At 67.7% G+C, this 17,313-nt stretch carries 20 protein-coding genes and 1 tRNA gene; 17 read left to right on the top strand and 4 right to left on the bottom strand.

From position 1 onward, the window contains the following. Positions 1–219 precede the first annotated feature (219 nt). The 3 genes from AB0F81_RS11680 (at position 220) to AB0F81_RS11670 (ending at position 3,174) form a co-directional block, all read left to right on the top strand. Entirely contained in the window at positions 220–1,020 is an 801-nt protein-coding gene (locus AB0F81_RS11680; RefSeq protein ID WP_360194797.1) for a hypothetical protein, read from the top strand. Continuing rightward, positions 1,020–1,643 (top strand): hypothetical protein, encoded by a 624-nt coding sequence (locus AB0F81_RS11675; RefSeq protein WP_360194794.1) that lies wholly within the window; start codon positions 1,020–1,022, stop codon positions 1,641–1,643. The genes AB0F81_RS11680 and AB0F81_RS11675 overlap by 1 nt, the downstream gene beginning before the upstream one ends. Before the next feature lie 370 nt (positions 1,644–2,013). Beyond that, positions 2,014–3,174: a helix-turn-helix transcriptional regulator gene (locus AB0F81_RS11670; RefSeq protein WP_360194868.1), complete on the top strand. Its 1,161-nt coding sequence runs from the start codon at positions 2,014–2,016 to the stop codon at positions 3,172–3,174. 457 nt (positions 3,175–3,631) lie between these two features. Here the strand turns inward: AB0F81_RS11670 and AB0F81_RS11665 are convergent, their stop codons facing one another. After that, on the bottom strand, positions 3,632–4,453 hold the full coding sequence (locus tag AB0F81_RS11665) for a hypothetical protein (RefSeq protein WP_360194791.1): 822 nt from the start codon (positions 4,451–4,453) through the stop codon (positions 3,632–3,634). A gap of 15 nt (positions 4,454–4,468) precedes the next feature. Next, positions 4,469–5,683, bottom strand: coding sequence for a hypothetical protein (locus tag AB0F81_RS11660; RefSeq protein WP_360194789.1), 1,215 nt, complete (start codon positions 5,681–5,683; stop codon positions 4,469–4,471). A gap of 512 nt (positions 5,684–6,195) precedes the next feature. Between AB0F81_RS11660 and AB0F81_RS11655 the strand changes: the two genes are divergently transcribed. The 11 genes from AB0F81_RS11655 to AB0F81_RS11605 all read left to right on the top strand — a co-directional run bounded on the left by AB0F81_RS11655 (position 6,196) and on the right by AB0F81_RS11605 (position 14,615). Continuing rightward, positions 6,196–6,441 carry a DUF6284 family protein gene (locus tag AB0F81_RS11655; RefSeq protein ID WP_360194786.1) on the top strand — a complete coding sequence of 82 codons (246 nt, stop codon included), beginning with the start codon at positions 6,196–6,198 and terminating at the stop codon, positions 6,439–6,441. Beyond that, positions 6,441–7,178, top strand: a complete 738-nt coding sequence (locus tag AB0F81_RS11650; protein ID WP_360194865.1) for a DUF2637 domain-containing protein — start codon at positions 6,441–6,443, stop codon at positions 7,176–7,178. The genes AB0F81_RS11655 and AB0F81_RS11650 overlap by 1 nt, the downstream gene beginning before the upstream one ends. A 23-nt stretch (positions 7,179–7,201) precedes the next feature. Further along, on the top strand, positions 7,202–7,399 hold the full coding sequence (locus AB0F81_RS11645) for a hypothetical protein (RefSeq protein ID WP_360194784.1): 198 nt from the start codon (positions 7,202–7,204) through the stop codon (positions 7,397–7,399). A gap of 95 nt (positions 7,400–7,494) precedes the next feature. Further along, a complete protein-coding gene (locus tag AB0F81_RS11640; RefSeq protein WP_360194781.1) occupies positions 7,495–7,638 on the top strand; it encodes a hypothetical protein in 144 nt (47 codons plus the stop codon). Between the two features lie 16 nt (positions 7,639–7,654). Beyond that, complete coding sequence (locus AB0F81_RS11635; RefSeq protein WP_360194778.1) at positions 7,655–9,784, top strand: cell division protein FtsK; 2,130 nt, start codon at positions 7,655–7,657, stop codon at positions 9,782–9,784. Positions 9,785–9,919: 135 nt separating this feature from the next. Beyond that, positions 9,920–10,192 carry a hypothetical protein gene (locus AB0F81_RS11630; RefSeq protein ID WP_360194775.1) on the top strand — a complete coding sequence of 91 codons (273 nt, stop codon included), beginning with the start codon at positions 9,920–9,922 and terminating at the stop codon, positions 10,190–10,192. Between the two features lie 11 nt (positions 10,193–10,203). Then, positions 10,204–10,527 (top strand): hypothetical protein, encoded by a 324-nt coding sequence (locus AB0F81_RS11625; protein ID WP_360194772.1) that lies wholly within the window; start codon positions 10,204–10,206, stop codon positions 10,525–10,527. A 1-nt stretch (position 10,528) separates the two neighbouring features. Continuing rightward, on the top strand, positions 10,529–11,704 hold the full coding sequence (locus tag AB0F81_RS11620; protein WP_360194769.1) for a bifunctional DNA primase/polymerase: 1,176 nt from the start codon (positions 10,529–10,531) through the stop codon (positions 11,702–11,704). A gap of 5 nt (positions 11,705–11,709) precedes the next feature. Next, complete coding sequence (locus AB0F81_RS11615; RefSeq protein ID WP_360194863.1) at positions 11,710–12,810, top strand: AAA family ATPase; 1,101 nt, start codon at positions 11,710–11,712, stop codon at positions 12,808–12,810. 231 nt (positions 12,811–13,041) lie between these two features. Beyond that, complete coding sequence (locus AB0F81_RS11610) at positions 13,042–13,230, top strand: excisionase (protein ID WP_097322800.1); 189 nt, start codon at positions 13,042–13,044, stop codon at positions 13,228–13,230. Beyond that, positions 13,227–14,615, top strand: a complete 1,389-nt coding sequence (locus AB0F81_RS11605; RefSeq protein ID WP_360194766.1) for an integrase — start codon at positions 13,227–13,229, stop codon at positions 14,613–14,615. The genes AB0F81_RS11610 and AB0F81_RS11605 overlap by 4 nt, the downstream gene beginning before the upstream one ends. Positions 14,616–14,861: 246 nt before the next feature. Here AB0F81_RS11605 and AB0F81_RS11600 read toward each other — a convergent pair whose 3' ends face one another. Then, a complete protein-coding gene (locus tag AB0F81_RS11600) occupies positions 14,862–15,071 on the bottom strand; it encodes a hypothetical protein (RefSeq protein ID WP_360194763.1) in 210 nt (69 codons plus the stop codon). Positions 15,072–15,405: 334 nt separating this feature from the next. Next, positions 15,406–15,489, bottom strand: a tRNA-Tyr gene (locus AB0F81_RS11595). Positions 15,490–15,636: 147 nt separating this feature from the next. Between AB0F81_RS11595 and AB0F81_RS11590 the strand changes: the two genes are divergently transcribed. The 3 genes from AB0F81_RS11590 to AB0F81_RS11580 are packed head-to-tail and all read left to right on the top strand — an operon-like array spanning position 15,637 to position 17,312. Beyond that, positions 15,637–16,128: a YajQ family cyclic di-GMP-binding protein gene (locus AB0F81_RS11590; protein ID WP_360194760.1), complete on the top strand. Its 492-nt coding sequence runs from the start codon at positions 15,637–15,639 to the stop codon at positions 16,126–16,128. Between the two features lie 47 nt (positions 16,129–16,175). Next, entirely contained in the window at positions 16,176–16,463 is a 288-nt protein-coding gene (locus AB0F81_RS11585; RefSeq protein WP_360194758.1) for a hypothetical protein, read from the top strand. A gap of 42 nt (positions 16,464–16,505) precedes the next feature. Next, on the top strand, positions 16,506–17,312 hold the full coding sequence (locus AB0F81_RS11580; protein ID WP_360194755.1) for a sulfurtransferase: 807 nt from the start codon (positions 16,506–16,508) through the stop codon (positions 17,310–17,312). Position 17,313: the final 1 nt, after the last annotated feature.

The following is a 17,313-nucleotide window of genomic DNA, read 5'->3' as shown; positions in this document are numbered from 1 at the left end:
GAAGGTCGAAGTTGGATACCTTGTGTGGTCAGCTAGTACCGGATCGCAGTGGCTTCGATAACACACGGTATCCGAACTTGCCCGTTTCGGGACCTAAAGTGAACTTCTGCGCCTCTGCGGTCCACAATCCGTAGTTTTGTCATACCCCCCTCGTAGCCTGTCGTTATGCCTTCGGAGGCCGCAGTGGCGAAGCAACCAGCCCCCACACCGTTCCGTGCCGTGACCACGCTCAAATTCGTCCTCACCGCTGCCATCGTGATCGGTCTCGGGATCTTCTGCCTGTATCTGGGTGGGGAGGAGACCCGGTTTTGGCGCGAACACTCGGCGTTGAGAACGCTGATGGAGCAGCTCGGGGGGCTGTTGATCGTTTCGGGGCTGCTGTCCGTGTTGTGGGAGCTGGTTGGCAAGCGGGCATTTGCGCGAGAAGTACTCGACGACACGCGCTTGGCCACCGAGCTTGAGGCTTCGGGGATCAAGCGCGTCGGAGTGCAGTTTTTCGAAGAGGCGGTTTGGGAAGAGTGCTTCAAAGGTGTTGAAAAACTTGACATCTTCGTTGCCTATGCGCAGACCTGGCGGAATATCAACTTGACGAGGCTTAGAGTTGTTGCGCAGAAGCCGAGTGGACGCATCAGGATTTACCTACCGGATCCTGACGACGCGCAGACCATACAGACGCTTTCGGCAAGGTTCGGCTTCAAGCCAGAGGAACTTCGCCAGCGAATCGAGGCCACTAAGCAGGACTTCGAAGCGTTGAAGGTTCCTAACGGTGCTTCGGTCGAGGTCTTTTATTGGCGAGGTGACCGACTATTCACTTTCTACCGCTTTGACAACAAAGTGATACTCAGCATGTATAGGCACACGGGGCGGAGTCCGGTCCTTCCGACCTTCGTCTGCGAGTCCGGTGGTTCACTGTTCCAATTCGTGTACGACGAGCTTCGCGTCATTCGTGAGGCGAGTAGATCGGCGACGGCGGCTGGGGTCACCGGCACTGTTACTCCCATAACGAAAGGCACGGGTTGATGAACGTGATCGCGAACATTGTCAGGGGCGACATCGACGATGCGCTATTCAATGCTTTCTGCTCATCAGGCGACGTGGCGTGCGACATCGAGACGTCAGGGCTGGATCCACGTCGTGACTCCATTGGCACCGTGCAACTATATTCTCCCACTGTTGGCGATGTCATTGTTCAGATAGGCGATCGTCGTCCAGAAAGGCTGTGTCGTCTGATTGAGCATGCGGGTGTACGCAAGATTTTCCATCACGCAATGTTCGATTTGCGATTCATGGCGTTCCACTGGCGGGTGGTGCCGGTGAATATCGCGTGCACGAAGATCGCGTCTAAACTAGCAATACGGCAGGTTGATAATAGGCGGCATTCGCTGCAGGCGCTTTTGATGGACCGGTTAGGAATCGCTATCAGCAAGGATCAGCGCCTTAGTGATTGGACAGCGGCAGAGTTGACTCCCGAGCAAGTGAGATACGCCGCTGCCGACGTTGAGCACCTAATACCGTTGCTGGCTAATCTAGAAGAAGACCTGCTGGCTGCCGGACTGATAGACCTGTTCCAGGCATGCCTTCGCTTCATTCCATCACGGGTGAAGTTGGACCTTGGAGACTGGCCGGACGTCTTCGCGTACTAACACGGCTTCAGGCCTGGAAGGGCGCGGCCCGGGCGGCACGCCCTTCCAGGGAATTCATTGGAGTCGCGACGGGCATTTTCCGCGCGAGCCCGGCGCCAACCAGGCCGGGTGGCGTCGGCCCCGTTCATGACCCGTACTCGCGTGCTACGGCGTCTCACACGCAGGATCGTGTCAGGTCCCTGCCCAATGGAGACGGTCGTTCTGCGTACGCGCGTCGACGAAACTCGCGTGTGATACCGGTCGCTCGGTTGGGAGCCCTTCACATGTCGCGTACCGTCGACTACGGCGGCCGGGTTTGCGGCCGGTCGCCTGCCCTGACCGCAAGCAGGGAGCGACGATGCCGCGCCGAGCTATTCCGATCGACCCGTCAATCGGCGAGCGCATCCAGGCCCGCCGTGAGTTGCGCGGCTGGAGTATTCGCCACGCTGCCAGCCGGGCCGGGGTCGCTCACACCACCTGGTCCCGGATCGAGCGCGGAGAGCTGCGCAGCGATCGCTACATGGTCGCGGATATCGCCGCCGCGCTGGGGTGCTCGATCACCGACCTCACCGGGCAGCCATACACACCGGCTGACCGACAGCTTGAGGCCGCGCACATCGCCGCCGAACGGCTCTGGCAGACGATGATGGCGTTGCCGCTTGACGAGCCGCCTTCCGCCGGTCGACCGGCCGCCGGTGACCTGGTGCGGGAGTCCGAGCTAGTCCGCGATCTCTACGCCCGCACCGACTATGCGGGCGCGCTGGCACGACTCGTCGACCTGATCCCGATGCTGCACACCAGTGCCTACGGCCCTGACGCGGCTGAGGCGCTGACCGCCGCTGTGCAGGTGTACGGCGTCGGCATGGGTGCGCTGCTCAACCTCGGCCATCCCGCATATGCGCTGCTGGCCGCTCAGCGGTGTACAGAGGCCGCCCAGCGCTTGAACGACCCCGCCGCGCTCGCCGTGGCTGCCGTGAACCGGGGCCGGGTGTCGGCGCACACTGGTGCGTACGGGCCTGCCCGATCCGCAGTGCAGCGGGCCGCCGACGAGTTGGAACGGCACCCGGATGCCCCGGCTGCGCTGGACGTGCTCGGCTTCACTCACCTGGCTCGCGCCCATCACGCGACGGGCCTGCGTGACGAGGCCGGCGCGGCCGAGCATCTGGCCGAGGCCGCCCGGCTGGCCGACCGGACGGGCGAGACGGAGGCGTGGGATCTGCAATGGGGTCCGCGCAACGTAGCGCTCTGGACCATTGCCCACCAGATCGACACTGGCCGTTCCGGCGAGGCTGTCGAGACTGCCGCCGGTTTCGACGCGGCCATGCTGCCAGCCGTACGCACGGTGTATCTCTACACCGACCTTGCTCGCGCCCTGGCCGACGTGCACCGCGACGACGAGGCTGTTCGGATGCTGCTGACTGCCGAGCGAGTGGCGCCGCAGCACACCCGGTCGTCGGCTGCTGCGCGAGAAACGGCACGCGCGCTGCTGCACAAGGCCCGCCGCGCCTCGCCGATGCAGGGCCTATGCGAACGTATGGGCGTGGCTGACTGACCACCCCCCTTGGTGCGTAACCGCACCACGCATGACGCCGCCGTTCGTAGCGTCTGTGACTGGCGGCGGCGAGCAGGTCCAGCGTCATGAACTGACTGGCTAGCCGCCGTCCCACGTGGCGGCCCGCGCACCCCGTTGGGCATCTGTTCAGGTCGCCACCCCGCAGGGGGAGGGCCGGAGTTGTTCATTGACGTCTTGCGCTGCCTGCTCTACCGCCGCCGTGTCGACGTAGCCCGTGCCTGGCGGGACGCCGAACGTCGCCAGGCCGCCGAGCGGGACGAGGCCGTCCGACGCATCATCGCCCAGGAAGTGCCCGATCCCTCGGGAAAGCGGTCAGGCCAGTGAACACCCAGCGTCTCAGCCAGTCGGGGACACCCGTCGCCTACAGTGTCCCCGGGGTTTTAGCAGGTCATTCTGCCTCAGGGGACATGGGGGACACGGGGGACGCCAGGGGCAGTCAGATGCCGGTAGCGGTCAACGTCCACTGAGCAATCGTGGCGTCGTCATGACGCTTTGTCCGGGGATAGCGATCACCATCCGGGTCTTCCGACTCGATGGACCGCACGTGCGCGATCAAGCCATCAGGGGACAGCTTGTCGAGGAGGTCGAGGTACTCCGGCCATCCGTAGAGGCCCATCTGGTCGGCTGGCCGCGTCGCGCCGTCTGAGAAGACGCTGGCGCGCCGTAGGGCATCCCGGGGGTACGTAGCTGTCTGCGCGTGCTCTGCTGCGGCAGGGTCGGCCGCAGCCACCCACCATCCATCAACCTGGTTTCGCGTCTGGGTTTGGCGGGCGACGAGTGCGGCAAGTGCTGCCATGTGCTCGGGCGTACCAAACCTCATTCCGACCACCGCATCTGGTTCTGTGCCGCTGATCTCTTCGATGGAGAGGTCGCAGGTAACCGACGGTTCAGGCGCACCGAGATCGACCACGACACTCACATCGGAGAGCGCCAGTGTGTCGACAGTCGTAGCGCCGATCCTGAGGATTCCGACGGCCGCGCAGGGCGTTCCAGGATTGCTCAGGTCGCAGGTGTCACGATGCGATGCCGCCACGGCAGCGATGCCGGCCGCGAGGCCCTCGGTCAACGGCAGGCCCGGACTGGCGACAAGGGACGCGATCGTTTGGGTTCCGAGCTGCTGCGCGTACCAGGCCACGCCGTGATGACACCCGCCGTACGGAACGCCAGCACCGTCCACCACGACGGCGATATCCGTCGTTGCGATCACGAAGTCTTCGTTGGGGCGACCCGGTGCGGCGTCAGTGGTGAGGGCGAACAACGGACTGAACCTCCGTCACGCGAGGGAAGCGAGTTGCGCACTGAAGTGGGCAACCGCCGGATGAGTGGGCCAGCGGCGTAGCAGGTCCCGGTGGAGGGTCTGTAGCTCGCCGATCGTACGAGATGATCCGGTCGCTACCGCAATGGGCAATGCCTCGGAAGCTTGGCTGCATGCCTCGTCCGGGGATTCGGCCAGTACGTAAGCCTGCGCCAGCCTTGCGAGGTACTGTCCACGATCGCGGTGATAGCTCCGAGGGAGAGTTTCCAGGACCGTCTGAAATGAACTGACAGCCTCTGTCGCCCGGCGTAGCTCTAGATGGCATTTTGCCCTGGTGATATCGAGATAGAGCCGCATGTCGCAATAGCGTCCATCGGACGGATCGCCATCGAGCGGTACCCCACCACTCTCGGCCAGAATGCGTTCGGCTTGGTCGAGGGCCTGATCGCAGTCGCCAGCCAGCCCGTGAACGGCATAACCGAGAGCCTCAGTCTGCGCGGCGAGGGTGCGTACGCGCGCCGTCTCGGGAGCGAAATTTCGTTGTGCTGCCCGGGCAAGCTTTGCTGCCTGTGCGCCGCTCCGGGTGGAAATCGCTTGAACGGCCCTGCGGGTAAGAACAAATGCTGCCATCCGTTCGTCACCTCCCGCCTCCGACCATTCGAGCGCTTGTAGATACCACTCTCTTGCCTTACTCGCGTCGCCTGAATCCTGGAACAGCCAACCAGCGAATTCCGCGTATCCCGCCCCTACCTTGAGTAGTTCGTCCAAGACGGTTCCGCTGGCCTGCCTGGCGAGTCGCTCAATGGCATTGGCGTGAGCGGTGATGGTGGGCAAAAGGGCGCGCGGGCCGAGCAGGTTGTCGGACGTGTAGTGGTGATGGAGTCCGGCTTGTAGCGAGGCGAGTATTTCGGGGGTCGGAGCCGGAAGGTCGAGGCCCCGATCGGCCGGCACGACTACGGATGTTGTTGTCGGTTCGGCATCCGCCGCCTCGGTTGTCTCCAGGTCCGTGACCATCTGCACGTACCGGGCTCGCACCTCGTCGTCGACCTCCCTCAGGACATGGTCGAGCAACTGGTGAGACTGGAGCGAGAGAGCGGCGTCGGGCTTCGCTGCCCACTTCGCCACGCCACGCGGAGAGACGCCGAGGCGATTGGCGAAATCGTCGCAGCTCAATCGGAGGGCGAGCCGAAGCGCTTCGGCATTTCGCCCCTTCCAGGTCGTGACGACGATCATCGCGTGTCCTCCCCGTGTGGTCGGGAACGCTTCGAATCCTAACGACGGACGACGATCTGATGGTGCCCCTGACTGCTTCCCCAGTGCAGGTTCGGTTCAGTGTCGGTTCATGGTCGATCACGGCTGCCTGGAGTTGACTTGTGAGTACGGAAAGACGCAGGTCGGGAGGTGGTGAGGGGCGTATGCGGCGGTCAGGATTTCTTCGGTCCCGGCGCTGCTGGGGGGATGCCGTTCTCCCTTGCGACTCTGCGGATGTAGGCCCCGGTGAACGGCGACAGCCGCTCGACTTCCACGGGCGTTACTCCGGCGCGCAGTGCTGCGAGAACGGCCTGGAGTACCTCATCACGTGCCGTCTCGTGATCGGCGGCCGTCTTTCGATATTGCCTGGTAGCGGCCTCTAGATCCGCCCGCGCATCAGTCACACGAAGAGGGTAGCGCAACTCTGTTGCGCTCCGTTGATTCGTTGCGATACCTTGTTGCGCAACACAGTTTCGCTTCACGGAGGTGTTCAAGTGATCCCCGTATCGATCGACTTCGGCGAGCCGACGGCGGCCGACCTGTCCGCGATCGAGGCCGAGTGGCCGCTGATCGAGGCAGAACTCTCCCTGCTCGACGCCGAGATTGCCTGGATGAACGCCGCCGACCACGGCCGCCCGTCGTCGCTGGACTGGCGTCGCCTGCGCCGGGCCGAGGCTCGCGTGACCCGTGTCGCCGCTGAGCTGGCCGGACGTCCCGCCAGCCGGAAGGCGGTCGCGTGATGGGCCAGGACCTCAAACGCCTCAAGCGCATCGGGTGGGGTGTTCGGGCCGTGTTCGCCCTTGGCATTGCCGCCTCGCTGGCGGGCAACGTGCTGCACGCTGCCGACAACGTGATCAGCCAGGCGATTTCCGCGTGGTCGCCGGTGGCACTGCTGCTCGCGGTCGAGCTGATCTCCCGGATTCCGTCTCGGCGCGGTGCCCTGTCGGCCGTCCGGCTGGGTGCCACCGCCGTCATCGCGGGTATCGCCGCATGGGTTTCGTATTGGCACATGGTCGGCGTCGCCACCCGCTACGGCGAGGCCGACTCATCGGCCTACCTGCTGCCGTTCAGCGTTGACGGCCTCATCGTGGTCGCCTCGATCAGCCTGGTCGAGATCGGCGGTCGGATTCGCACCCGAACCGATGCCGCCGAGCCTGCGCCGGTCGTCGAATCCGCCCCGGCCGCCGCCGAGGTGACCGCTTCCGAGGCACCCGCCGCGCCGGTTGCGGTTGCCGATTCCACCCCTGTACCGGCGGTCAAGAAGATGCCCGCGAAGCGCGTCACGCCGCGTCCTGCGTCGGCCGAGAAGGTTGCCAAGGCCGCCGCCAAGCTGCCCGGCGCGACGGTCGCCGAGATCGCCGCCAAGGCCGGTGTGTCCGTCTCCACTGCGCGGCGTCACTTGCCCGCTCGGCGCGTCACTGATGCGTCACCGTCTGCCCCGGTTCCTGCGGAAACGCCCGCTCTGATCGCCGCCTGATCGACCACTCGAAGGAGTACGTCATGACCACCGACCGGATCTACCCGATGCCCGCCCCGGACGACGATGCCCGGTTCACCTACGGCCTGTTGTTCGACGTCGTGAAGGTGCTGGAGCGGCACGGCTACGACCGCCCGGAGACCGGCGGCGACCTGGTCGCGCTACAGCAGTCGCTGTTCGGCTTCCTCTACGCCCTGCCCGGCGACACCGTCCCGCAGTGATTCCGCCCGGCGGCGCGGCCCTCCGGCTACCAACCTCGCGCCGCGCCGCCGGTCTTCTACCCATCAGTCCCGAAGGACCTCCGAGGGAGATCTTCATGCTCTCGCACTCCATGCCTCGCGTCATCCTCGCCGCCCGTTGGGTCCTGCTCTCGTGCGGCTGCCAGGTCACCTTGCACGGCAACGCCCCGGTCCCGGCCTGGTGCCCGGACTGCAAGACGCCCAACACTCGCGCCGCCTGAGACCGGAGGACACGTCGTGAACACGCCCAACCCGAACCCCGAGAACTTCGACTGGACCGCCGCCGAGGCCGACGTCGCCAACGTGGTCGACCTGGACGCCGAGCGCACCCGCCGGGCCGAGGCGGGCACGCACTTCGAGGTCAACCTTGACGAGGCTCCGCAGCGCGGCGGGATGCCGGTCGAAGCGCCGCCGGTCGACGCCTCGGGCAAGCGGCCCATCGTGCCGGCCAACTGGTCGACGTGGCCGAACATCCGGCACAGCCTCGCGCAGGCCGCCGCCCTGACCGCCTACCGCGCCGGGTTCCACGCCCTGCGTACCCCCTGGTACACGCTGCTGGCTTCGTTTTGGGCCGTGATCGGTGTGTTCCGGCTGATCGGCCGTCAGCTCAAGTGGTGGTGGGTGTCGGAGCAGTACGGCCTGCGGCAGAAGGCTGCCGACGACAACGACCCCGGCATGTGGCTCAAGCTGCACCGCGAGGTCAAGGCCACCCGCATGTGGCGCGGTCTGGTCCTCGGCGGCGAGCTGCTCGCCCTCGGCATCGGCGGCCCGATCGCTTACGCCACCGCCCCAACATGGGCGCTGGTGCTCGCCGTCGCCCTGGTCGTGGCGTTCCTGGCGCACATCGGCCGCCCCGAGGACCGGCGCATCATCACCCCGGCCACCGTCTCGGGCCGCTTCCGCCGGGTGAACCCGGACATCATCTTGCGCGCCTACTACGCCGCCGGTCTCGGCCACCCGGACAAGCCGCACCAGCAGATCAGCTTCGGCTCGACGATGGCCCGCGACGCGTCCGGTACCGGCTCTCAGGTGTCGATCGATCTGCCGTACGGCAAGACGTTCGACGACGCGGTCAAGGCACGCGGCGCGATCGCCTCGGGCCTGGACGTGGCGATGTCGCAGGTGTTCATCACCCGCGACCCCAGCAGCCACCGGCGGCATGTCCTGTGGGTCGCCGACCGGGATCCGCTCGCGCAGGGTGCCGGACGTACGCCGCTGCTGCGGTGCAAGCCCACCGACATTTGGAAGCCCGCTCCGTTCGGGTTGGACGAGCGCGGCAACAAGGTCGCCGTCGATCTGATGTGGAACAGCATCCTGATCGGCGCGCAGCCCCGGCAGGGCAAGACGTTCGCGGCCCGGCTGCTCGGCCTGTACGCCGCGCTGGATCCGTACGTGAAGCTGACCGTGTTCGACGGCGGCGGCAAGCCGGACTGGCGCAGGTTCGCCCTGGTCGCCGACCGGTGCGCGTTCGGCCTGGCGATGACCCGCGACGGCGACCCCGCCGAGATCGTGGTCGAGGCCCTGCGCGAGATCAAGGCCGATGTGCAGGACCGCTACGAGCGGCTGTCCAAGCTGCCGGTCGACGTCTGCCCCGAGGGCAAGCTGACCCGTGAGATCGCCCGGGACCCGAAGTACCGGATGCCGGTGCGGATTGTGCTGATGGACGAGTTCCAGGAGTACTTCGACCTCGGCGACGTGTCCAAGGAGATCGCGTCCCTGCTGGTCTACCTGGTCAAGGTTGCCCCGGCCGCCGGGGTCATCTTCGTCGACGCCACCCAGCGACCCAGCGGGGTCGGCGGCGGGCAGGTGGCCTCGCAGTTCATCAGCTTCCGCGACAACCACCAGGTCCGGTTCTCCCTGCGTACCGGCTCGTGGAACGTCTCCGACCTGGTCCTCGGCGCGGGCGCGAACTCCGAGGGCTACGACTCGTCGACACTGCTGCCCAGCTACAAGGGCGTCGGCATCCTGCGCGGCGCATCGGACGCCACTCCGACCGTGCGCACGTACTTCGCCGATATCGACGACGCCGAGAAGATCCTGATCGAGGCCCGCAAGCTGCGCGAAGCGGCCGGCACGCTGTCCGGCATGGCCGCAGGCGAGGACATCGCCCGCGAGATCCGCGACGTGCTCGCCGACGTCCGCTCCGTGATCGAGCGCGGCGAGACCGGCGCGCAGTGGGAAGAGATCGCCGCCCGCCTCGCCGACCGTCTCCCCGAGGCGTACGCGGACATCACCGCCGAATCGATCTCAGCTCAGGTCCGGTCGTTCGGTGTACGCAGCGTAGACGTCAAGCGGTCCGGCAAGGCCCTCAAGGGAGCCAAGGCCGACGACATCGACGCCGCGATCGCCCGCCGCAAGGCCGCCTAGCCGGTCGCGGCTCGCCCGCGACCGGTCGCGTCACCGCGACTCAACCCGCGACCGGCCTGGTCAGCGCAGACATTGACCGGTCGCGGGTTGCGCCGCCAACCCTTCACACCCAAAAACCGCCCCTGGAGGCTTGCTGTGCCTGCCCTCGCCGCGACCGCAACCCCCGAGACCACGATGATCGGCGTCCTGATCCTCGCCGCCTTGATCGCCACCCTCTGTTACGGCCTCGGCTGCTGGCTCTGGCCGTTCGGAGCCTGCCGCAAGTGCTCCGGCACCGGCAAGCGCCGCTCCCCGTTCGGCCGCGCGTTCGGCCTTTGCCGTCGCTGCCACGGCGACGGCCGCCGTCTGCGCATCGGCCGCCGCATCATCAACACCCTGCGCGAGCTGCACGACAAGGGCACCCGGTGAAGGCCCGCACGATGGCCCGCCTCCAACGGGCCGAGACGCCGCACACGACGTGGTGCACCCGCGATCACCGATGCGGGATCGAGGAGCACCGCAGCCCGGACATCACCGCCGACGAGATCGGCGGCCGGGCCTGGATCACCCGCGTGCGCGCAGGCAACCGCGAGTACGCCGAAATCCGCGCCCGGATCCCGCTACACCCCAACGACCAGGTGGCCCGCGCGCAGCTCGTCCTCTGCCTGGAAATCATGCGCGAACTGCTGATCGAGGTCGCCGCCCGGCTGATCAGGCTGCCCGGCCGCAATCGGCAGCGCGCGATCGGCCGGAAGGCCGCCTGACATGAGCGGCGAGCACTGGATCGGCGCGAGCAAGGCCCTCGGTCACCTCGTGCCGACCAGCGGCACCTACCCGCACATCTGCGACCGCACCGTCGCCGCCGAGGACACCTTGTCCGGCCAGCCGTTGCACGTCGCCCGGTGGGAGAAGCCCCGGTACTGCGCCGCCTGCGCCCACGACAAGCACCGCAAGGCCCACCCGTCCACACCCGACAACAGGAGGCCGAACACCATGCCCGACATCGCAACCCTGCGCGAGACGGCCCTCGCCGCCGCCGCGCGCGGCTGGCACGTCTTCCCCCTGCGCCCCGACGATAAGCGGCCCGCCTTCCCCGACCACCCCGCCGACGCCTGCACCGGCACCGATCCGCGCTGCCACAACGGGCACACCGGCTGGGAAGCCCGCGCCACCACCGACCCCGACCGGATCTGCCGAGGCTGGGCCAGCACGCCATACGGCGTCGGCATCGCCTGCGGCCCGTCCCGGCTGGTCGTCGTCGACCTGGACGCCCTCAAGCCCTGGCAGGACATCCCGGCAGCATGGCTCGGCAAGGGCGTCGACCACGGCGGCCAGGTCCTCGACGACCTATGCCGCACGGTAGGACAGCCGTTCCCGTTCGAGACCTACACCGTGCGCACCGGCCGGGGCGGACTTCACCTCTACTTCCGGCACCCGGCGATCGGCCCGGGCTTGCGCAACACCTCCGGCGACCGGGGCAACGGCCTCGGCTGGCTGATCGACACCCGCGCCCACGGCGGCTACGTCGTCGCCGCCGGATCCACTGTCGTTGGACTCGCCTATACCACCGCCTGTGACCTGCCGGTCGCCGACCTGCCCGGCTGGCTCGCCGACCGGCTTACCCCCGCCCCTCTGCCGCCGCAACGCCCGGTCGTCGTCGACCTGCCCGGCGGCCGGGCCGGTGCCTACCTGGACGCCGCGATCAACCGCCAGCTCGACCACCTCCGGCACGCTGCTGAGGGCGAGCGCAACCACACGCTCTACGTCTCCGCGGTTGCCCTCGGCCAGCTCGCCGCCGGGGGAGCGCTGCCCGCCGGCCAGGCCGAGACGCTGCTGACCGAGGTCGCACTGTCCATCGGCCTCACGCGCTTCGAGACGGCCCGCACCATCCGGTCCGGCCTCGCCGCCGGTGCCCGCCGCCCTCGGACGGTGGCCGCGTGAGCCGCGTGCCGGCCGACCAGCCCGACCGGCCGAACCTGCACATCGCCGGGCCGGACGACGCCGCCGAGGTCCTGTCGGGAGAGCAGGAGCGGCCTACCCGGATCCGGACCTCGTGGACTGCCGCCGACATCATGGCGATGGAGTTCGCCCCGCCCAAGTGGGCCGTGCCCGGTGTGCTGTCTGAGGGTGTCAACCTCCTGTGCGGTCCCCCCAAGGTCGGCAAGTCGTGGATGTCGCTCGGCCTCGGCGTCGACGTCTCGCTCGGCGGCAAGGCGTTCGGCTCGATCCCGGTCGAGCGCGGCCCGGTGCTGTATCTCGCCCTGGAGGACACCGCCCGGCGGTTGCAGTCGCGGCTGTCCAAGGTCCTCGGCACCCGCAAGGCCCCGGCCGGGCTCACCCTGGCGACCGAGTGCCCGCCGCTGCCGCAGGGCGGCGATCAGGCCATCGCTGCGTGGCTCGACCGCCACGCTGACGCCCGCATGGTCATCATCGACGTGTTCGCCAAGCTGCGCGGCAACTCCGCTCCCGGCGCATCGGCCTACGACGCGGACTACGCCGCCGTCGGCCGGGCGAAGAAGGTCGCCGACGACTACGGCGTCGCGTTCGTCCTGGTCCACCACGTCCGCAAGGCCGGATCCGACGACTTCCTTACCGAGGTCTCCGGAACCAACGGGCTCGCCGGTGCCGCCGACGCCACCCTCGTGCTCAAGCGGGCACGCAACCAGGGTGACGGCGTGCTGCATGTGACCGGCCGCGACGTCGATGAAAACGAGTACGCGCTGAGCTTCGATCCGGCCGCCGGTGCCTGGCAGATGCTCGACGGCCCGGCCGAGGACCACCAGGTCGGCGAGACTCGCGCGACGATCCTGCGCTTCCTGCGGACCATGCCGGGCAGCACGCCGAAGGTCATCGCCGCCGGGGTCGGCCTCGCCTACGACAACGTCAAGCGCACTTGTCAGCGGATGCTCGCCGACGGGCAACTCGCCGCCGACACCGGCGGCCGGTACCGCGTCCCTGGTGTCCCCGCTGTCCCCGGTGTCCCGCAAAGCGCGCTGAGTAGGGCAAACGAGGGGGACAGCGCGAGGACACCCGGACTGTGGCCATGATGCGGCCGAACATGCTGAAACAGGGAGCTATACGCCTGTTTCAGCCCAGACGCATACGAAGGTACCGGGACACGGCAGATCTTGGATCAGCGTGGCTCTCAGCGGGCCGCCCTACGGCTTTCTCCCGACGCGGGCCGCCGCACCTGAGTCGAAACGCATCCGCACCCGAATGCCCCTCTCCGCATGACTCAGCGCCCCGCCCCGCACCTCGCCAAGGGAGGCCGGACCCCGATGGCTCGCAACTTCCTGACCCTTGCTGACTTCCTCGCCGAACTGGACGTGCCCAAGTCGACCTTCTTCCGCTGGAAAGCCCTCGGCGAGGCACCTCGCACCTACAAGCTGCCGAACGGGCAGCTCCGCATCCGTCGCACTGACTTCGACGCTTGGCTGTCGAGCCGTGAGGAGCCGCAAGCCGCATGAGCACCTTCGATGTCCGCGTCCACAGCGTGCTGGTCAACAAGCTCGCCAAGGGCGCTTCCTACACCGTCCGGTGGGTCGTTGCTGGGAAGCCGTTCCGGGACACGTTCGCCACTCGGGCGCTGGCCGACAGCTTCCGGTCGAAGCTGGTCGTCGCCCAGCGGGAAGGCGTCGCGTTCGACGAGGCGTGCGGCCTGCCCGAGCCGATGGCTCGCGCCCGCAACGCCCGTTCGTGGTACGACCACGCGATCGCCTACGTCGACGTCAAGTGGCCGCGCGCCTCGGCCAAGCACCGCAAGGGCATCGCCGAGGCACTGGCCACTGTCACGCCCGCGCTCCTGTCGACCAACAGGGGAGTGCCGAGCGACAAGGCCATTCGCGCCGCCCTCTACGGCTGGTCGTTCAACAAGGCCCGCCGTGATGCCGGGGATCCGCCGGCCGAATTGGCGACCACCGTCCGGTGGCTGGAGTCCAACACCGTCGACCTGTCTGCCCTCACCGACGCCGCCCTCATCAGGAAGGCTCTCGACACCATCGCGCTCCGCATGAAGGACGGCGGCGCGGCATCCCCGAGCACCATCGCCCGCAAGCGCGCGGTCTTCTCCGGCGCGCTCAAATACGCGGTCGAGCTGCGGCTACTGGAGGTCCACCCGCTGTCGCTCGTGAGCTGGATCGCCCCGAAGCATGACGACGAGGTCGACCGCAAGGCGGTGGTCAACCCGGCGCAAGCTCGCGCGCTGCTCGCCGCCGTCCGCGAACGCGCGCCCGAACTGGTCGCCTTCTTCGGGTGCATGTACTACGCCGCATTGCGCCCCGAGGAGGTACTGAACCTCCGGGCGGACGAGTACGAACGACCCAAGGTCGAGGGCGGGTGGGGTGTTCTCCACCTCACCGGCTCTACCGTCGCGGTCGGGCACGGATGGGGCGACGAAGACGGCACGATCGAGCGACGCGGACTCAAACACCGCGCGAAGAGCGCGACACGGCCGGTGCCTGCGCCGCCGCCGCTCTGCGTCCTGCTCGACCACCACATCGCCGAGTACAAGCCTGCGTCCGATGGCAGGCTGTTCGTCACCCGGCGCGGCCCCGGCGGTCGCTACGTGCCGACGCTCGGCCAGCCCATCCCGAGCAACTCCTACGGCAAGGCGTGGCGCGACGCGCGGGAGGCCGCACTCACGCCCGCGCAACTCCGGTCCCCGCTGGCGAAGCGTCCCTACGACCTGCGGCACGCTGCCGTATCGCTCTGGCTAAACGCAGGCGTTCCCGCGACGCAGGTCGCAGAGTGGGCAGGTCACAGCGTGCATGTACTCATGCGGGTGTACGCGAAGTGCATCTATGGTCAAGATGAGGCTTCGCGTGCGCGAGTAGAGGCAGCCTTGGGATCGTGAGTTGCGAAGCTGGTCCGCGACGCCGTTGCCGCCGGTTGCCATCTCTTGCCGCCTGTTGCCATTTGTCGCCACCCTTCGCGCGTGTTCGCGTGCAGTCGATAGGCCCTAACGGCTATCGTCTGCGTCATGGCTGACGCAGACGCGGTACTAAGTCGGGGTAACTCGGTGATGTACTGCGGAGCCGAGGCTGGCTAAGTAGCAGTGAGGGGCCGTGGCAGCCACCACGACCCCTCCGACGACCAGCCGCTAGCGTTTGGGACGCAACACCTGAATCACTAGAGCGAGGGCCTGCGCTGAGTGCGCTGCGCCCTCGTTCCCCTTATGGGAGAAGTAGAGGGCGCCGAGTTCGGCTACGCCAAGAGCGATCTGCCAAAGTTCATCCGGCAGGCGCTGCTTGGTCGCCTCGTTCTGGTCTTCCTGATGGCGCGGTTGGTCGTCCTGCGCATCACTGCCCACGCTGCACTCCTTTGGAGTTTCCGGACGGGCCGGATCCCCGGAACACACGGATCGGTGAACCGCGCGGAGTACACCGAGACCCTGCGGAGGGCGCGGCATATACAGCGATGCAGGAGGCACGTTAACCCGCAGTGCAATCTGCGGTCGCGAGGCGCGCCGAGGTTGAGCAGGCAATTCGGACGATCATGATGCGACGTGCCCCGATGGCTGGCGGGTCGCCGACACGTATACGACACGACCAGCGAGATCGAGCGGTCCCGGGTGAGACCCAGTGGGACCAACGAGAGAAGCCCCTCCCCGCTGTTTCAGCAGGTGAGGGGCTTCTTTGTGCCTGTGGTGGCGGGTAGAGGATTCGAACCTCTGTAGCTTTCGCGACGGATTTACAGTCCGCTCCCATTGGCCGCTCGGGCAACCCGCCTGGGCAACCACCGCAGTCTCCCGCGGCAGCGGACATCAGAATAGCCGTACCGCGAACCGCCTCCGCAACCGGGTACGGTCGGCATGTCGCGGGGCTTGACCGTCCCGCAGTAAACATCGATTCGAGCCCAGCCGCAGGAGTCTGATCATGGCAGCCAACCCGTCGTTCGACATCGTGAGCAAGGTCGACCGGCAGGAGGTCGACAACGCTTTCCACCAGGCGGAGAAGGAGCTGAGCACCCGGTTCGACTTCCGGGGCACGGGCACCGCTCTCGCCAAGTCGGGGGAGGCGTTCACCATCACTTCGGAGACCGAGGAGCGCGCCACCGCCGCGCTCGACGTCTTCAAGGAGAAGCTGGTCAAGCGCAACATCTCGCTGAAGTCCCTGGACGCGGGGGAGCCGCGCCAGTCCGGCAAGACCTACAAGATCGACCTGAAGGTCGTCGAGGGCATCGAGACCGACAAGGCGAAGGCGATCAGCAAGAAGATCCGCGACGAGGGCCCGAAGGGCGTGCAGGCGCAGATCCAGGGTGACCAGCTGCGGGTCACCGGCAAGAAGCGTGACGATCTGCAGGCGGTCATCGCCCTGCTCAAGCAGGAGGACTTCGGCGTCGCCCTGCAGTTCACGAACTACCGCTGATCGCCGATTGCCGCTCGCCCCGGTCGTGCGCACCGCAGACTGGGGCGATGGGTACCGCGGTGCTGGGCGGCTTGCTGGGGCTGGCGCTGGTGGCGTTCGGTGCGCGGATCCTGCTCCGGCGCCGCGCACCCGCTCTGATCGAGCGCTCGTTCCGTTCGGCCCGGGAGGCCGGCTGCTATCACCTGCTGTTCGGGCTGGCTGTGCTGCTTTTCGTGGCGGGCGCCCGGCTGCCCGGCGCGCGTTCCGGGCAGGCCACCGCCGTTCTTGCTGTCGCGCTGGTCGGGGTCGCCGTGGTGCGGTTCCGGCCGCGCGGCCGCCGGCGCGACGACGAGTGATCCGGCGTACCGTCGGGGCGGAACCTGCGCGAGGGAGCTTCGATGATCGATCCGGTGGTGGACGAGCAGTGGGTGCGCGCTCACGGTGACGCGGTCCTGGCCGACGTCCGGTGGTACCTCGACGATCGTTCGGGCCGCGCCGCGTACCAGGAGGGTCATCTGCCCGGCGCCGTCTTCATCGACCTGGACACCGCGCTGGCCCGCCCGGCGTCGCCGGCCGAGGGCCGGCATCCGCTGCCGGCTCCGGAGGTTTTCGCGGCCGCGATGGCCGCGGCCGGCATCGACGATCAAACCCCGGTGATTGCGTACGACGACGCGGGCGGAGTGGTCGCCGCGAGGCTGGTGTGGATGCTCCGGGCGATCGGACACGACGCCGCCCTGCTGGACGGTGGCCTGACCGCTTTCGCCGGGGAGTTGACCACCGAGGTGCCGGTGCGCCCACCGGTCTCGTTCACCGCCCGCGACTGGCCCGCCGACCGGCTGGCCTCGCTGGAGGAGGCGGCGAACGGCCCCGCGGTGGTGCTGGACGCCCGTGATCCTGCCCGGTTCCGGGGTGATGCCGAGCCGGTCGACCCGCGTCCCGGTCACATTCCGGGTGCCCGCAATCTGCCCTGCCGGGAGAACGTGGACGCCGACGGCCGTTTCCTGCCGGTCGAGCAGTTGCGCGAGCGGTTCGCCGCGGTCGGCGCCGACGGTACGACGGAGGTCATCTCCTACTGCGGTTCCGGGGTGACCGCCTGCCACAACCTGATCGCCCTGGAGCACGCCGGTCTGGGTGCCGGCCGGCTCTACGCCGGTTCCTGGTCGCAGTACAGCCACACCGACCGCCCGGCCGCCACCGGCGACTGAT

Origin of the sequence: Actinoplanes sp. NPDC024001 (assembly GCF_040638955.1) — a bacterium.
GTDB lineage: Bacteria > Actinomycetota > Actinomycetes > Mycobacteriales > Micromonosporaceae > Actinoplanes.
Note: the sequence above shows the minus strand (reverse complement) of the source record. Positions and strands in the feature narration are given on the sequence as shown.

Bases quoted from the DNA above. Each gene is read 5' to 3' on its own strand.
- AB0F81_RS11675 (WP_360194794.1), top strand. From the start codon at position 1,020: ATGAACGTGATCGCGAACATTGTCAGGGGCGACATCGACGATGCGCTA.
- AB0F81_RS11660 (WP_360194789.1), bottom strand. From the start codon at position 5,683: ATGATCGTCGTCACGACCTGGAAGGGGCGAAATGCCGAAGCGCTTCGG.
- AB0F81_RS11650 (WP_360194865.1), top strand. From the start codon at position 6,441: ATGGGCCAGGACCTCAAACGCCTCAAGCGCATCGGGTGGGGTGTTCGG.
- AB0F81_RS11645 (WP_360194784.1), top strand. From the start codon at position 7,202: ATGACCACCGACCGGATCTACCCGATGCCCGCCCCGGACGACGATGCC.
- AB0F81_RS11640 (WP_360194781.1), top strand. From the start codon at position 7,495: ATGCTCTCGCACTCCATGCCTCGCGTCATCCTCGCCGCCCGTTGGGTC.
- AB0F81_RS11625 (WP_360194772.1), top strand. From the start codon at position 10,204: ATGGCCCGCCTCCAACGGGCCGAGACGCCGCACACGACGTGGTGCACC.
- AB0F81_RS11620 (WP_360194769.1), top strand. From the start codon at position 10,529: ATGAGCGGCGAGCACTGGATCGGCGCGAGCAAGGCCCTCGGTCACCTC.
- AB0F81_RS11610 (WP_097322800.1), top strand. From the start codon at position 13,042: ATGGCTCGCAACTTCCTGACCCTTGCTGACTTCCTCGCCGAACTGGAC.
- AB0F81_RS11605 (WP_360194766.1), top strand. From the start codon at position 13,227: ATGAGCACCTTCGATGTCCGCGTCCACAGCGTGCTGGTCAACAAGCTC.
- AB0F81_RS11590 (WP_360194760.1), top strand. From the start codon at position 15,637: ATGGCAGCCAACCCGTCGTTCGACATCGTGAGCAAGGTCGACCGGCAG.
- AB0F81_RS11585 (WP_360194758.1), top strand. From the start codon at position 16,176: ATGGGTACCGCGGTGCTGGGCGGCTTGCTGGGGCTGGCGCTGGTGGCG.
- AB0F81_RS11580 (WP_360194755.1), top strand. From the start codon at position 16,506: ATGATCGATCCGGTGGTGGACGAGCAGTGGGTGCGCGCTCACGGTGAC.